General features: G+C 26.6%; 13 protein-coding genes and 1 riboswitch. Of the genes, 3 read left to right on the top strand and 10 right to left on the bottom strand.

The genetic code is table 11. The features are described from left to right. Positions 1 to 20 precede the first annotated feature (20 nt). Positions 21 to 210, bottom strand: a riboswitch (cobalamin riboswitch). A gap of 282 nt (positions 211 to 492) precedes the next feature. Then, on the top strand, positions 493 to 1,620 hold the full coding sequence (locus JNUCC81_RS09160) for a tyrosine-type recombinase/integrase (protein WP_454096303.1): 1,128 nt from the start codon (positions 493 to 495) through the stop codon (positions 1,618 to 1,620). A 168-nt stretch (positions 1,621 to 1,788) separates the two neighbouring features. After that, on the top strand, positions 1,789 to 2,421 hold the full coding sequence (lexA, locus tag JNUCC81_RS09165; RefSeq protein ID WP_454096304.1) for a transcriptional repressor LexA: 633 nt from the start codon (positions 1,789 to 1,791) through the stop codon (positions 2,419 to 2,421). Positions 2,422 to 2,468: 47 nt separating this feature from the next. On the opposite strand, the gene JNUCC81_RS09170 is transcribed toward lexA, so the two are convergent. The 6 genes from JNUCC81_RS09170 to JNUCC81_RS09195 form a co-directional block, all read right to left on the bottom strand. Then, positions 2,469 to 2,666 carry a hypothetical protein gene (locus JNUCC81_RS09170; protein WP_454096305.1) on the bottom strand — a complete coding sequence of 66 codons (198 nt, stop codon included), beginning with the start codon at positions 2,664 to 2,666 and terminating at the stop codon, positions 2,469 to 2,471. Between the two features lie 72 nt (positions 2,667 to 2,738). Then, positions 2,739 to 3,452, bottom strand: coding sequence for a purine-nucleoside phosphorylase (deoD, locus tag JNUCC81_RS09175; protein WP_454096306.1), 714 nt, complete (start codon positions 3,450 to 3,452; stop codon positions 2,739 to 2,741). Positions 3,453 to 3,878: 426 nt separating this feature from the next. After that, the gene (locus JNUCC81_RS09180; protein WP_454096307.1) at positions 3,879 to 4,505 is read right to left on the bottom strand and encodes an OmpA family protein; all 627 of its coding nucleotides are present in this window, start codon (positions 4,503 to 4,505) and stop codon (positions 3,879 to 3,881) included. Then, complete coding sequence (locus tag JNUCC81_RS09185) at positions 4,495 to 5,856, bottom strand: MotA/TolQ/ExbB proton channel family protein (protein ID WP_454096308.1); 1,362 nt, start codon at positions 5,854 to 5,856, stop codon at positions 4,495 to 4,497. Before JNUCC81_RS09185 ends, JNUCC81_RS09180 begins: the two co-directional genes overlap by 11 nt. A gap of 863 nt (positions 5,857 to 6,719) precedes the next feature. Next, positions 6,720 to 9,860: an AAA family ATPase gene (locus JNUCC81_RS09190; protein WP_454096309.1), complete on the bottom strand. Its 3,141-nt coding sequence runs from the start codon at positions 9,858 to 9,860 to the stop codon at positions 6,720 to 6,722. Between the two features lies 1 nt (position 9,861). Further along, positions 9,862 to 11,013, bottom strand: a complete 1,152-nt coding sequence (locus tag JNUCC81_RS09195; protein WP_454096310.1) for an exonuclease SbcCD subunit D — start codon at positions 11,011 to 11,013, stop codon at positions 9,862 to 9,864. A 176-nt stretch (positions 11,014 to 11,189) separates the two neighbouring features. Here JNUCC81_RS09195 and JNUCC81_RS09200 point away from each other — a divergent pair, with 176 nt between their 5' ends. Continuing rightward, positions 11,190 to 11,891: a hypothetical protein gene (locus tag JNUCC81_RS09200; protein WP_454096311.1), complete on the top strand. Its 702-nt coding sequence runs from the start codon at positions 11,190 to 11,192 to the stop codon at positions 11,889 to 11,891. A gap of 71 nt (positions 11,892 to 11,962) precedes the next feature. Here JNUCC81_RS09200 and clpB read toward each other — a convergent pair whose 3' ends face one another. The 4 genes from clpB to JNUCC81_RS09220 all read right to left on the bottom strand — a co-directional run bounded on the left by clpB (position 11,963) and on the right by JNUCC81_RS09220 (position 16,538). Next, positions 11,963 to 14,557, bottom strand: a complete 2,595-nt coding sequence (clpB, locus tag JNUCC81_RS09205) for an ATP-dependent chaperone ClpB (RefSeq protein ID WP_454096312.1) — start codon at positions 14,555 to 14,557, stop codon at positions 11,963 to 11,965. Positions 14,558 to 14,782: 225 nt separating this feature from the next. Further along, positions 14,783 to 15,517, bottom strand: a complete 735-nt coding sequence (gene gpmA, locus JNUCC81_RS09210; protein WP_454096313.1) for a 2,3-diphosphoglycerate-dependent phosphoglycerate mutase — start codon at positions 15,515 to 15,517, stop codon at positions 14,783 to 14,785. 114 nt (positions 15,518 to 15,631) lie between these two features. Next, entirely contained in the window at positions 15,632 to 16,024 is a 393-nt protein-coding gene (locus tag JNUCC81_RS09215; RefSeq protein ID WP_454096314.1) for a lecithin retinol acyltransferase family protein, read from the bottom strand. Between the two features lie 136 nt (positions 16,025 to 16,160). Beyond that, complete coding sequence (locus JNUCC81_RS09220) at positions 16,161 to 16,538, bottom strand: hypothetical protein (RefSeq protein WP_454096315.1); 378 nt, start codon at positions 16,536 to 16,538, stop codon at positions 16,161 to 16,163. Positions 16,539 to 16,690 lie beyond the last annotated feature (152 nt).

Consider the following 16,690-nt stretch of genomic DNA (forward strand, 5'->3'; position numbering starts at 1 on the left):
CATCCCTATCACTCGTAGAGTTATGCTTTAAAATATAGGCAGGTCTTCTGACTCAAGAATCATCACTTATGTGCGCCTTCCCTGTTTCCTAGTGGCATATCACACATAAATTCCTCTAATACAGCTACGGGATAGTTCAGGACTTTCACCTGATTCCCTTTTAATTAATCAACAATAAATATTGATTAAACCTCTATTTTTTATTATTTAATTTTTTTGTTCTTTCATATACATTTTTATGCTATTAGCGTATCACTATTTATATAATAAATCAACAAAAATGAAAAAATCCCTTCAAAAATATGAAATATTGAATTTACTTCATAATTTCTCTAGCGTATGGTTGAAATCCTAAAGCGTAACATCCATAAGTTTGATTTAAATAGATTTTTTAATTAGCTTACACTTATATCAGTATTTAAGGAATAGTTGAAGTCAAAAAAATACTATGTTATATTTAAAATATTAAAGTTAATATTTGGAGGATTTTAAATGTCAGAAAATAAAACTATAAAAATACATAATAAATCAGATAAGCCAGATAATATTGTTCTTAAAAATAATAAAGTTATTGAAAAGTGTATACAAGTAGAAAATCATCTTCCTAAGTTTATGAAAGACTACTGTATTTACTTAAAAGGATCGGTATCTGTTACCACTAGACTAGCCTACTTAGAAGATATTCAATTCTTTTGTTCTTATTTAGTAGAAACCAAGGAAGCTACAGATGCCAATGAAATAAAAGATATTACTATTGAAGATTTTAATCGAATAAAAGCACGAGATATAAACTTATTTTTAGGCGATTATTGTACTAGATATTATAAATATACTGAAAAAAACACTCATATCTATGAAAATAATAATAGATCTTTAGCACGTAAAAAGTCATCGCTGTCTACTATATTTAAATTTCTTTATAGAAATGATCAGTTAGATAATAATATCACTGATGGCTTTAATCCTATTAAGCTTCCAAAGCCTCAACCTGATGCTATAAAACGACTTGAAATTGATGAAGTTGCGAAGATGTTAGATGCTGTTGAAAGTGGCGAAGGTTTAACAGATAAAGAAAAGGTATACTGGAAAAAGACTAAGCTTAGAGATAAAGCTATATTAGCTTTATTTGTTACTTATGGGTTAAGACTTAATGAGCTTCGTGAGCTTAATATTTCATCATTTAATTTTTCTAGAGGTGAATTTAAAATTTATAGAAAAAGAGGTAAAGAAGTTTTAATGCCTATTAACCATACATGTGAATTAGTTGTTAAAGATTATATATATAACGAACGACCTCAAAGTGAAATTCTTAGTGAGGAAAATAAAGACGCTCTATTCTTATCATTACAAAATAAACGCCTTAATCCAAAGGCTATTAGACAATTAGTAAAAAAGTATACATCTATTTCTATGGATACATCAAGAGATAGCGGTTATAGCCCTCATAAGCTTCGTGCTACAGCTGCAACTAGCTTAATTCAAAATGGATTTTCTATTTATGATGTTCAAAATTTACTTGACCATGATAATGTAACTACTACTCAACTATATGCTGCTCATAAAAAACATGTTAAACGTGATATAGTAAATAATTTTGAATGGATTGATGATAATGATTAAAATACTAATGAAATAGATATAAAAATTGAAGATAACATATAATATTTCAATTCCGAGAACAAACGTTTGTATAAAAAAACTTATTGTGCTACAATATAGGTATATTATATTAATAAGGTATTCATCTACTCTTATTAAACTACATTAAGTTTAGAAAGGAGTGATTTTATGTATTTAGATTTAAGTAGCAAACAAGTGGCTATATTAGAATTTATTAAAGAACAAATAGCGCTAAAAGGTTATCCGCCTTCAGTTCGTGAAATGTGCGTTGCAGTTGGTCTTAAATCAACGTCAACAGTTCACTCTCATATGAATAAATTAGAAAAATTAGGATATATAAGACGTGATCCAACTAAGCCAAGGGCTATAGAGGTGCTAGACACTAATAAATCAGATTCTGAAAATGGCCTTAACCAAGAAATACTTCATTTACCTTTAGTAGGACAAGTAACAGCAGGTACTCCAATATTAGCTAGACAGAATATAGAAGAGTACATTCCTCTTCCAGTGAATTTAGTTAAAGGAACTGATAACTTTGTATTAAAAGTTAAAGGCGATAGTATGATAAATGCAGGTATATTAAATGGTGACTATGTCGTAGTTGATAAAAAATCTACTGCATCTAATTCTCAAATAGTAGTAGCACTTATACATAATGAATACGCTACTGTTAAAAGATTCTTTAAAGAAGATAATGTAATAAAACTTAAGCCTGAAAATGATTTTATGGAGCCTATGATCTTAAATTCTAAAGATGTTGAGTTAGTAGGTATCGTAACAGGTGTGTTTAGAGTAATATAAAAAAGATATGGATATCCATATCTTTTTTATATTATGTATTCCTATAACTATTTAAAAAGCGTAAACATATAGCTTAACATAAAAGCTGATATTCCAGCAAATATAAAAGTACTCCCTGTATGTTTAGATTTTTCTAAATCGTCTCTTTGTTTATTTGTTAAATTTTCTTTCTTTATAGAAACTTTATATGAAGTTCTTAAAATAATTCCTAATACTATAAAAAATATTGCTAAAATCTTTAACATAGTAATCTTCCCCTATTTCTAAAGTTCATAATTGTTTATGTATTTTACGATTAATAAGAACTTTAAGTATCATTAAGCTAATTCTAAAGCAATCTCCATCATTTTAGTAAATGCTACTTGTCTATCATGAGCTGAACATTCTTCTCCTGTAAATGGACAATCTGATATTGTAAGTATAGCTAAAGCATTAACTCCTGCTCTAGCAGCATTCATATAAAGACCTGCTGCTTCCATTTCTACACAAAGTACTCCCATTTTTTGCCACTTACCAAGCCCACCTTCTAGCCCTCTATCTGAATAAAATACGTCGTTTGAAAGTATATTACCTACAGTCACTTTCGTTCCTTGTTCTTTAGCTACATCTATTGCTTTTTGCATTAGTTCATAACTTGCTATCGGAGCATAAGTTCCTGGTAAATCAAATTGAGCTGCATAATTTGAGTCTGTACAAGCACCCATTCCAATTACTACATCATGTAAATTTAAATCTGTACTTATGGCTCCTGCTGAACCTATTCTTACTAAATTTTTAACTCCATAAAAATGTATAAGCTCATATGAATATATTCCGATTGAAGGTATTCCCATTCCTGAACCTTGAACAGATATTTTCTTTCCTTTGTAATATCCAGTATATCCAAACATACCTCTTACTGTATTATATTGAACCACATCTTCTAAAAATGTTTCTGCTATAAACTTAGCTCTTAATGGATCTCCTGGTAATAGCACAGTTTCTGCTATATCTCCTATTTTTGCATTATTATGTGGTGTTGGTGTAGCCATATTTTGTTCCTCCTTAATTTGTAAAAAATCATATAATATCACTAGATATTATGCCACATAAAATAAATTTTTAATAAAACTTTATTTTATGTGGAAATTTTTTGTTTCTATGATAGTATACTATAAATATATGTAGATTTTCAAAATATATTTTCCCAAAACTAAACTTTACATCCTAAAAATTGTATTAGCAAAATATATTATAAACTTACTTTATTTTGGGATTTGGAGGGGATTTCTTGACCAATAATTATAAGCGGACTAAAGATACTCAATTAATTGCTTTGTTAGTACTAATACCAATGCTAATATTTAGTTTTTATCTTTCTGTAAAATTTAAAAATAACACAATGAATGAAGATACTGTACAATCTATTCAATATAATAAAAAATAAAAGGTGGTTATTAACCACCTTTTATTTTTTATTAATTATTAACTTTTATTTCATATTTTATTTCTACTCTTCTTGATGCATCTTTATTTACACTACCATCCTTATTTTTTACAAGTTCAGCCTCAGACCTTCCTATCGCTTCTATGTCTTTCATAACTTTATCTTTATACTTATAATCTCCTATTTCATCACTAACAATGAACTTTGCAACGCTAAACGCACGTTTTTGAGATAAATCTAAATTATATAAATAACTCCCTACATCGTCTGTATGGCCTTTTATAACTATTTTAGATATATTATCCCCATAATCTTTATAAATTGTTTCTATGTACTTTGGAATAAATATTTTTAGCATTTCTTTCGCTTCAGGTTTTAACTCTGATTTATCTACATCAAACATAGTTTTTTCACCAAATGTTATTTGGCCAGTTGTCTTATCTACATCCACAGGTATTCCATTTGCTTTTAGAGTTTCCTCTACTGATGTGCCCACATTTTTTGCTAACTCTTTTTCAACAGATCCTGCAATTGATTCAGAACTAAATAGCATAAGCATAACAACCATTAATACAGTTGAAATCATATCTGTGAAAGTAGGCCAAAAACTACTTTTTTCAAATTCTCTATTTATAGTCCTCCTATATTTATTTACCATTTCTATCATCTCCAATTAACTTTCTTCTAAACTTATTGTATGATTTTTTAGATGTTGATGTTTTACTTGGGTATTTGTTTGAAGATTTTATTATTTCATTTGATTCATTTGTTTTTTCCATATCGTAAATTTCTTCACCCGAGTATTTTTTATAATTATCATTTTGCATAGCGTTAATTGTCGAAGCTTCTTTGTAGATGTCTATATAGTCAAATATCATATTTAATTTTTGTTCAATGTCTTGAGAAGATATAGCAATTACAGAAGCTAAGTGTTTTACTGTCGTATCTAAATTTACTTGTTCTTCATTAAGATCTCCTTGATTTTTTATTATTTTATTTTCATGTTCTACTAATTTATTAAGTAAGTCTTGAGCGCTTCTTTCATATAGTGCAAAGTTTGCTGATAAAGTTCTTAAATAGTCTTTCATTTTAAGTTGATTTACATTTGATTCAGAAATATTTTTAGAAGTTTCTTTTATATCTAATAATATTTCTTTATTTATTTCACTTTGATTGTCATAAGTATCAAATAATTTCGTAAATTTCATATTCATTATACTAAATTGTTTGTCTAGCTTTCTAACGTTTTGATCAAATATTTTGATAGAGTTTTGAGAACCATCTAATAATTCTTTCAAAGTTTCTATTCCCTTTATAAATTTACTATTAAATTCAGTTAAATCTTTTGATATTTGATCAAATCTTTCTATTGATTTTATTGATATACTTATTTCCTTTATAGAGCTTTTTACATCTTCTATTTTATTATCTATGTCTTGTGATTTTTGATGGGTAATCTCTGATGTTAGTAAATTTTCCATTTTTAACATTAATTGAATTAGTATATGCTCACAATCATGATATCCTATTATTAAGTTTAGTATAATTGAGCATACTATACCAAATATACTTGTTATAAATGCAGTTTGCATACTGCTTATAGTCTCAGGAAGGGAATTTATTATGTCACTAGTATTAATACTTAAAAGCATCATAGAAAGCCCTATAAATGTACCCAACACTCCTAATAAAATGCATGTAGATGAAGCGTTTTTTATTCGCTTTATTTTATCTAATACAAACCTATTTTTAAATTTTAAGCTTGCACAGATCTCTTCAATAAATGAAGCTATGTTTATATCTGCATGTGAGTTTTCTAATATGTATAAAGAATATTTATTTTTTATATCCGAATATAATAAACTTATCTTATAATTTTCATTAAGCCTTATAAGATCTTCGCTTATAAAGTTATATAAGTTTTTATTTAGTATTATATTTATTACTGAATACAATACAATTATTATTAAAAATGCTATAGTTATAGAATTAATGATTATATTATTCAATTTTATACCACTCCCCTTTTTATTATTTATACATATAATTTATATGTTTAATATAATATTAAAATACAAAAAAATATGAAGTAACCTAAAATTTCACAGTTACTTCATATTACTATATTTACTTACCTACATTTATTAAGTTATGGGTTTTATCTATAAAAGTTTCTAGATAACTAAGATAATATTTTTATTGTAGGGAGTTTTTTATAGTGTACTAAATAATATGATAAATATATGCATAGTGTTACTTATATATTATTATAAATTAAAATGTTTCTTAATATAAATTAAAACTATTTAAATCTCAATGATTTATAAAAAAAATTTTCAAAGTGCCACTTTTTACCACTAAGAACATTTGTTCTGTTGTATGATAATATGCCACTTTCTTAATTTTTTAATCTATATTTTTATAGAAAATTTATAAGTTATTAATATTTTAATAAGCTACTTAAAAAATGACTAAATTTTTATATGTATACATTAATCTTACTTGTAAATTAGAACTATTATAAATATTTTTTAATAATATATAGTATAATAGAGGAGGTGCTCTGTAAATGGTATTATTCTCAGTTTTAACACTATTTATTGTTATTTTTTCTATTTTAATAGTTCCTGGAATAGTGGGTATTCTTTTTACTCTATATGGATTATATCTAATCATTAAAGGAAACAAAAAAGATTGTATAAAAAGTTTGAAGACCGGGTTAATTTTAATACTAATTGGTATAATTTCGTTTATAGCTTTTAGATTTGATGTAAGACTTGAAATAGAACATTCCAACAATCAACTAATTGAAGAATATAATATTACTATATAATAAATAAAATCCAGTACTAAATTTAGTACTGGATTTTATTTATATCTTATTAAAATATGCCTTACTACCTTTAGTGTCCATTTCAACTATTAATTTAGAAGGTATTCTTTCCTTTAACTCATTAACATGAGATATTACACCTATTATTCTACCATTATCCTGAAGTTCCATTAGTGTATCAATTGCATTATCTAATGATTCAGAATCAAGAGTACCGAAACCTTCATCTATAAACATTGTATCTAACCTAATTCCTCCAGAATTATGTTGAACAGTATCGGAAAGTCCAAGTGCTAGAGCTAACGATGCCTTAAAGCTTTCTCCTCCAGATAAGGTATTAACTGGTCTTGACTTACAAGTATGACTATCATATACATCAAGGTCCAACCCTTTTCTTCCTCCACCTTTATTTTCCTCTCTTCTTAATAAGTAATATCTCTTTGAAGTCATTGACTGTAACCTTTTATTAGCTTCTATTATTACATCTTCAAAGTAACTAGACAGCACAAAAGTTTCAAACGATACTTTATTTTGACTACTTCCATTTGCAAGTTTAGATAAATCTGCAACTAGTTTATATTGATCTTCTTTTTCTTTAATGGAATTATAATCTTTTTTAATTTTAATTAATATCTTTTCATTATCTACTATATTTAAGTTTAATTCTTTAATTTTACTATCTAAAGCTTCTTTATTAGTTTCTAATACATTTAATTCGTCTTTTAAATTATCTAAATTAACAATTGTTAAACCTACTAATTCCTTAGATAGGTTTTCTACTGTTCTTATAGATACAGTTAACTCTTCATTATACTTATTTATTTCTTTATCTAAGTTGTCAATTATATTTTCATCTATTTTAGATAAATTGTATTCTTCTAAGCTAGAGAAGTTTTCTTTAACTAAATTTTCAAATTTTGATTTAAGTAATTCTAATTTAGATAAAGTATTATCTAAATTATTTTTTAAATTGTCTAAACCACTCTGTATTGTTATTTTTTTCTTAGATATTTCATCATAGTTATTTCTTACTGATTTTATATACGCTTCTATATCATTTAGTTCTTTGCTTAAAGTATTTATATCTAAATTTAAGATTTCTAAACTATGATATTTTTGAGGAACTCTTTTTAATATTTCATTGTATGAATTTTGCTCACCTATTAAAGTATCACTTATTTTTTTTACTTCCAATTCTATTTTTACAAGTTCCTCTTTGCGTGTTTTTAATTTTTCTTTCTTATCATTTAGGTCTTTTATTTCTTTTTCCAACAAGATAATATTGGCTTCTAAAGTTTTCAACTTAGTATTTGTTTCATCTATTTTTAACTTTATTTCTTTTCCTTTCGGTAACACTGTGTTTGTATAATCTAAAACTTTATCATCATTGGTAAATATTTTTTCATTTACAAGTTCTATAAACATTTCTTTTATATATGTTTTCAATCCAATTAATTTAGATTGTAAATCGTTTTTATTTTTAGTTAAAATCTCTTTTTCTTTTTCTTTAGAATTTATATAATTTTTAAATTCATCTAAGTCTTTTTTAGTGGGTATATCCTCATTAGCAGTCCTTTTGTTAGGATGAGATGTTGATCCACATACAGGACATTCACATCCTTCTTTAAGATGCTTAGCTAGCCTTATAGCTTCCCCGTTTATAAATAGATCTATCTTTACCTGTTCTTGCTCTTTTAGTTTATTTATTTCTTTTTCTAAATTTTCTTCTTTTATAGTTTCTTTATCAAGTTCAGAATAATAAGCATTATAATCCTTAGCATAGTTATATAAATTTAAAAGCTTATCTCTAAGGATAGCATAGTTTTTATTAATATTCTCAAGTTCTATCTTTTCTTGCTTGCATTTAAAAAGTTCTTCTTGTTTATTTATAAATGTATCAATTTCTTTTTCTAAATTTTCACATTCAAATTTATAAGAATTTTGCTTTTTTTCTATTTCTTCTTTATTTTTCGTTAACTTAGATATGCTATTAGCCTTTAAATCTATATCATTAACATCTTTTATATAGTTCATTAAATTATTTAAATCTATATTAATCTTTTCTTTTTCTTTCTGTTTCTCTTCTATTTGATTATACATTTGAGTTATTTTATCTAATTCAACTAAACACCTATCTAATTCTTCTTGTGTTATCTTTATAGTATTTTCAAGTTTCTTTTTTTCTTCATCTTCTTTTAAATAATTTTCTTCATGAACTAGTATATCTAAAGCTTTTTTATATTTTTTTAGACTTTCACATTTAATTTTAAATTCATTTTCTTTTTGTTTTAAATTATTTAATCTGATTTCTTCAGCTTCTTTAGCATTAAATTTATCATTTATTACTGTTGATTTATTTATTTTATCATTTTTATTTTTAATATCTAAGTTTAAATCTTCTATAATTTTTACATTTTCATTTTTTACTAGTTTTTCTTCTTCTATATATTCAGATAGCTTATCTATAATTTTTGAATGAAGTTCATCATTTTTAATCATATTATAAAGTTCAGAATCTTGACTACACTTTACTACCTTTAGTATAGAGTTTATATCATTTCTTATATGTTCAACATCTTTACTAAGAACGGTAGTTTCTTCAGAGAGTCTTTCTTGAACTTTTTTATATATATCTGTTCCAAATATTTTTCTAAGTATCTCTTCTTTTACAGAAGTGTTTGCATATAAAAATTCTCTAAAATCTCCTTGAGGTATCATGACTATTTTTCTAAACTGTTCTACATTTAATCCTATTACAGACAATACCTTTTCATTTACATCTTTATCTTTTGTAAGTGGTGCATTATCACTATCTAATGCTTTAAATTCTACACTAGCGCTATCTTCAACTTCTTTATTTCCTCTTTTACTTTTTCTTTTTTGCTTAGGGCTTCTTTTTATAAAGTATTCTTTATTTCTAACTGAGAAAGTAAATTCAACTTCTGTCTTATCCCCATCAATTCCTACAAAATCACTTCTAAGTTGCTCTCCATTTCTTTTATTGCCGCTAGTTTGACCATATAGTGCATAGCATATAGCATCAAATATAGTAGTTTTACCACTTCCTGTAGGTCCTGTTATAACAAATATGTTTTGATTTTTTAAATCTTCCTTAAAATTTAAAGTAGTAGTTTTTGCATATGGTCCAAAAGCTGTTATTTTTAAAGATACAGGTTTCATATTAAAACTCTTCCCCCTTTACATCCTTTATAACTTTGTTTACTATTTTCATACCTTCTTCACTTAAATCATCTTTCATATGATATCTATAAAAATCACTAAATAGCTCATCCATTGATTTGGATTGTCTTTCACTTGATGTAAGAGGCGATTGAGTCATATTACCTATTATTCTTTTTATTTCAAGTAACATAACATTTGGGTACACTTGTCTAAGTTTTGACATAGGTTCTATAAGTTCCCCTTGATCTGTTAATATAATTCTTATATAATCATTTTTTATACTTTCATCTATATTCTCTAATAAATCTTCTAAATTACCTTCTAATGTTTTCATATCTCTTATTGGAGTCAATGGTAATAATTCACACTTTATTTCTTTATTTTTATCTATATCTATCATAGTTATTGATTTATCATAGTTTTCCTCAGAGAATGAGTATTTTAAAAGTGAACCTGAATATCTTATTCTATTTCCGCCTATACCTTGACATCTATGTAAATGTCCTAAGGCTACATAATCAAAATTATTAAATAAGCTTGACTCAACATACTCTTTTCCTCCTATAACCAACATTTTTTCTGAGTCACTAGTTTCAGGATTTTCTCCACCTGTGACATACGCATGCGTTATAAGAATATTTCTTTCATTAATATTTATCTCTTTATCTATATCATGTATTATAGCTTTCATAGCATCATTTAAGGATTTAATATCTTTGTTATCTAATTCATCACGTACTACAGCATAATCCGCAAAAGGAACTAAATAGAAGTTTACATGTCCATGCTCATCTTTTAATGATATTTTTTTTATATCTCTCCTAAAATTCCCCTCTATATATAGACCTGTCTTTTCAAATATTTCTTTACCAAATCCGATCAAATCTGCTCCATCATGGTTACCTGCAATAGCGAGTATTGGAGTTTTTAGTTCTAGCAATACATCCCTTAAAAACTCATTAAACAAAGATATAGCCTTAGCAGGAGGCACACTCCTATCATATATATCTCCAGCAAGTATTAAAACATCTGGTTTATATTCTTTTATCTTATCTTTTACTTGCTTTAATACAAATTCTTGATCTTCTATCATAGAAAATCCATTTACTACTTTTCCTATATGTAAATCTCCTAAATGGAATAATTTCATTATTTCACCTCATTATATTTTTATAGTACATATTTTATCATATGCTCTTTAAAAATTCACTTTTATCCTACATCTTGTATTAAAAATATAAATAATTAGTATTAAATAACAAAATAATAGTATTATTTATATTATGCTATAATTTAATAAGCAATTATTTGAGTTGGAGGTATATTATGGAATTAACAAAAGAAGAATTAATGATAGCAAAGGGCCATGGATTTTTACCACTTAAAGATGGAGTTCATTTTTCATGTAGAGTAATAATACCTGCAGGTCATATAACAAAAGAACAGTCTAATAAAATAAGTGAAATATGCGATAAGTATGGTAAATCTTACTACACACTTACCCAAAGGCTAGATATTGAAATACCATTTATAAAATATGAAGATATAGAATCTGTAAAAAATGAACTTAAAAGCATCGGACTTGAAAATGGTGGTACAGGTAAAAGAGTAAGACCAATACATACATGTAAAGGAACTGTCTGTAAATTTGGATTAATAGATACTGAAAAAATCACTAATGAAATGCATAAAAGATTTTATAAAGGGTATTATGACACAGTCCTTCCAAATAAAATAAGATTAGGAGTTGGTGGATGTAAAAATAGTTGTCCAAAAGCTCAACTTTCGTGTATTGGAGTTATAGGCAAAAAACTAAATCAAGTGATAATAACCATTGGTGGTACATTTGGTACGAGCAAGATTATAGGTAAAGAACTTAAAGGTGTTTATACTCCAGAAGAAGCTTTAGATATAGTTGAAAGAGGTATAATTTTTTATAAAAATAATGGCATTGATGGTGAAAGATTTTTCAAAATGGTTGACAGACTTGGATTTGATACAGTACAAGATGCTATGCTTAACAAATAACTCCTTATTTTTGACATGGTTTATTCTAATTTATAAGAAAAATAGGATGGCAAATAACCATCCTATTTTTACTATTTTATATTAATCATTATTCTATCATCTTCTCCGGTAATAATAATTGTGCATCCACTATAAATATCTCCTGAGATTATCTTTTTAGCAATCATTGTTTCTAGAGTATTTCCTATATATCTTTTAAGTGGTCTAGCGCCATATACAGGGTCATATCCTTCTCTAGCCATTATATCTTTTGCAGAATCAGTAACTTCTATATTTATATTTTTATCTCTTAATCTATTTTCTAAATCTTTCATAAATATATCTATTATACGTTTTATACCTTCTTTATCTAAAGGTTTAAACATTATAATATCATCTACTCTATTTAAGAACTCTGGTTTAAATTTATATTTCATTTCTCCCATTACAAGTTCTTTAGTTTCTTCTGTGATGTTTTCTCCAGCTTCTAGTAAATAGTGGCTTCCTATATTAGATGTCATTATTATAAGGGTATTTTTAAAATCTACTGTTTTGCCTTTATTATCAGTAAGTCTTCCATCATCTAATATTTGTAAAAATAAGTTAAATACATCTTCATGAGCTTTTTCTATTTCATCAAATAAAATAACTGAGTATGGATTTCTTCTTACTGCTTCCGTAAGTTGCCCTCCTTCTTCATATCCAACATATCCTGGAGGAGGTCCTATAAGTCTAGATACTGCGTGTTTTTCCATATACTCAGACATATCTATTCTTATTATATTTTCTTCACTATCAAATAAATTACGAGCTAAAGTTTTTGCAAGTTCTGTTTTACCAACTCCTGTTGGACCTAAGAATATAAATGAACCAATTGGTTTTTTCTCATCTTTAAGACCTGCACGAGCACGGATAACTGCATTTGAAACTGCTGTAACAGCTTCATCTTGACCTATAACTCTTTTATGAAGTTCATCCTCTAATTTAAGTAACTTTTCTCGTTCTCCTTCTACTAGTTTAGTAACTGGAATACCAGTCCATTTTGCAACGATTTGAGATATTTCATTTTCAGTTACTTCTTCTTTAAGTAAAGCATTATCATAGCTATTTTGCATTTTTTCTTCATGATGTTTTATTTGTTCTTCTAATTTTGGTATAATCCCATATTTAACTTCAGCTGCTTTATTAAAATCATATTCTCGTTCATATTTCTCAACATTTCCTTTTGCTTCATCAAGTTGTGATTTTAAATCTCTTATTTCTAGTATTTGACTCTTTTCTTTCTCGTATTTAGCGGTCATCTCGTCGTTTTTCGATTTAAGTTCTGATATTTCTTTAGTTATTATATCAAGTCTTTGTCTACTTTTTTCATCATTTTCTTTAAGTAAAGCTTCTCTTTCAGTTTCAAGTGTAAATAACTTTCTTCTAACTATATCAAGTTCTGTAGGTAGAGAATCTATTTCACTTCTTATCATAGCTCCAGCTTCATCTATTAAATCTATTGCCTTGTCAGGTAAAAATCTATCCTGAATATATCTATCAGAAAGTTTTGCAGCAGCAACTATTGCGCTGTCATGAATTCTTATTCCATGATGGATTTCGAATCTTTCCTTAAGTCCACGAAGTATAGATACTGTATCAGAAACGCTAGGTTCTTCTGCTATAACAGGTTGGAAACGTCTTTCTAATGCCTTGTCTTTTTCTATATACTGTCTATATTCGTCAAATGTAGTAGCACCAATACAGTTAAGTTCTCCACGTGCAAGCATAGGTTTTATTAAATTTCCTGCATCCATAGCACCTTCTGTCTTTCCTGCACCTACTATAGTGTGAATTTCATCTATAAACAGTATTATCTTACCATCTGAACTTTGTACTTCTTTAAGCACTGCTTTTAGTCTTTCTTCAAATTCACCTCTATACTTTGCCCCGGCAATTAAAGAACCCATATCTAAAGAAAATATTATTTTATCCTTAAGACCTTCTGGAACATCTCCTCTTATTATTCTCTCAGCTAAACCTTCAACAATGGCTGTTTTACCAACGCCTGGCTCACCTATTAAAACTGGATTATTTTTAGTTCTTCTTGATAAAATTCTTATTACTCTTCTTATTTCTTCATCTCTTCCTATTACAGGATCTAGTTTATGTTTTTTAGCAAGTTCAACTAAGTTGGTACCATAACGAGCTAAAGCCTCGTAAGTACCTTCCGGATCTTGAGTCTCGACTCTTTGACTTCCTCGAACTTGTGATAGTACTTTTAAAAAATCACTTTTATTTATATTGTATTGTTTTAATATTTTTCCGATAGATGTACTCGTTTCCATATCTATAATTGCAAGCATTACATGTTCAACACTTATGTATGCATCTTTAAATTCTTTAGATATTTCCTCGGCTTTTATTAAAACTTCATTTATTCTTCTTGTAGCGACAACTCCTTGAGAACTTATACCTTCTCCATGTATTTGAGGAAATTTACTTAGTTCTGAGTCGATACTTGACTTTAATGATTCAACTGATATATTCATTTTTTCTAGTATATTTGGTATAAGACCATCTTCTTGATTAACAAGAGCACTAAAAAGATGAATAACATCAACTTGTTGATTATGATTTTTCACAGCGATGCTATAAGCATCATTTAAGCTTTTTTGAACTCTTACAGTCATTTTTTCTATATCCATAAAAATACCTCCCTTTAAATTATGTCCCAAGAAATAATTATTACATATATATAGCATATGAATTTTTCTTGATTCTTAATATTTTTAATAATGTTTTAAACTACAATTTACACTATGAAAACATAAATCCATATAATATATTATATTTTTTAGTAGTTATTTTTATAATTTTGTTTTATTTTATAAAAAATTATATACCTTTAAATTATTTTGTCAATAGTAAATTTATTGTATAAATTTTGGTATTTCATCTTTAGGTATTTCACCTTCTATAGATAAGCAATAATGTCTTATAGGTTTTAGATTATTATCTAATTCATATATTAAAGGTGTCCCAGTTGGAATATTTAGATTTGCAATTCCATCACTACTCATATTGTCTAAATACTTAACTAAAGCTCTTAGTGTGTTTCCATGAGCTGATATTATAATTTTTTTATTATTTTTCAAATTAGGTACTATTAAATTATTCCATTCTTCAAGAACTCTCTTTTCTGTATCCTCTAAGTTTTCAGTAAGAGGAATTTGTTCTGTACTAAGATTAGCATATTTAACTTCATTTCCTGGATACCTTTTATCTTCTCGTGTTATTGGAGGAGGAGCTATATTTACAGATCTTCTCCAATTATACACTTGATTTTCACCATATAACTTTGCTGTTTCTTCTTTATTTAATCCTTGTAACGCTCCATAATGTCTTTCATTAAATTTCCAACACTTATGAACTGGTATCCACATAAGGTCCATTTCATGTAATACAATCCACAGGGTTCTTATAGATCTTTTAAGAACTGATGTATAAGCTATGTCAAATGTAAAGCCATGTTCTTTAAGAATTTTTCCAGCCTTTCTAGCTTCAATTAATCCATTTTCAGATAAATCTACATCACTCCATCCTGTAAATCTATTTTCTAGATTCCATAAGCTTTGACCATGCCTTATTAAAACTATTTTTTTCAATACAACATCTCCTTCCCTAATAATCTTAATGATTTTATTATGATTTGTTTGTGCAATTTATATTCAAAAAGGATTTATACAATATATATTGCATAAATCCTTTTTAAATTATATCTATTTATAACAATCATTTAATAAATACAAAAATACAGCTCCTAAAATTATGTTTACTTGACTAGATTTTCTATTTCCTGTTTTACACCAATTAGCAAAGTGCTCACAATTATTTAAAATAATATTAAAATTTTGTGAACCTATTTTACTTTTAGCTCTTTTTACTACTTCGTCTGAAGAATAGTTTTTATTTTTAATTTGTTTAACCTTATAAGTTTCTTTACCATTTAGAAATCTCTCGATATCTGTAACTCTTACATACATTTTTCTTAAGAGTAAATCATCCTGTTTACCATCATAATGTATTATACAATCATCACTTAAATATATTCCAAAATGTTTATATAAAAGATGATTGACATATATGATATCTCCATAATTTGCTTTGGGCATTCATTTTACCTCCTTGGTTAAAGAGTAAACTTAATATATAGTATGTATTTTGAGTAAAGATTTGTCCAAATAAAAATAATTTTCAGAAATAGTAAAAGTGTGCTACAAAATATAAATATCATAGCACACCTTTATATTATCTTATTCTTGAATATATTTTAAGAGTTAATAATCCTAATGTAAACAATACAGCACATAATCCTAATATAAACCCTATAAAAGGTATATAAATTAATAATTTGACTACACATATACCAATTATGAGTTGCAAAAATGAATTATAATTTTTTAATATAAATTTTCCAATTATTATACCTACAATGATATGAGATAAATATATTAATAATATATATAACATTAACAGCAGTAATGAAATTGGAATTCCTATTATGCTTATGCAAAGCAATAAAAATAATATAGGAAAAGCTATAAATACACATAAACCAATTAGCATACACTTTCCAAAATCTAGTGATATACCTTCAATACAATTATTAAAATAATTTTTAAACAAAATAAATAATAAAAAGCCTATAACTATCGAACTCACAAAGCTTGTTACTATAGGTATAATTCTAAATGAATAATTACTTTCCTTAGTTAATACTTTTTCATAATGTACATTTTCTAAATTATGTTTACCATAAACAGTAGCTTCATTAGGTG

The sequence above is a fragment of the Faecalimicrobium sp. JNUCC 81 genome (assembly GCF_053667625.1).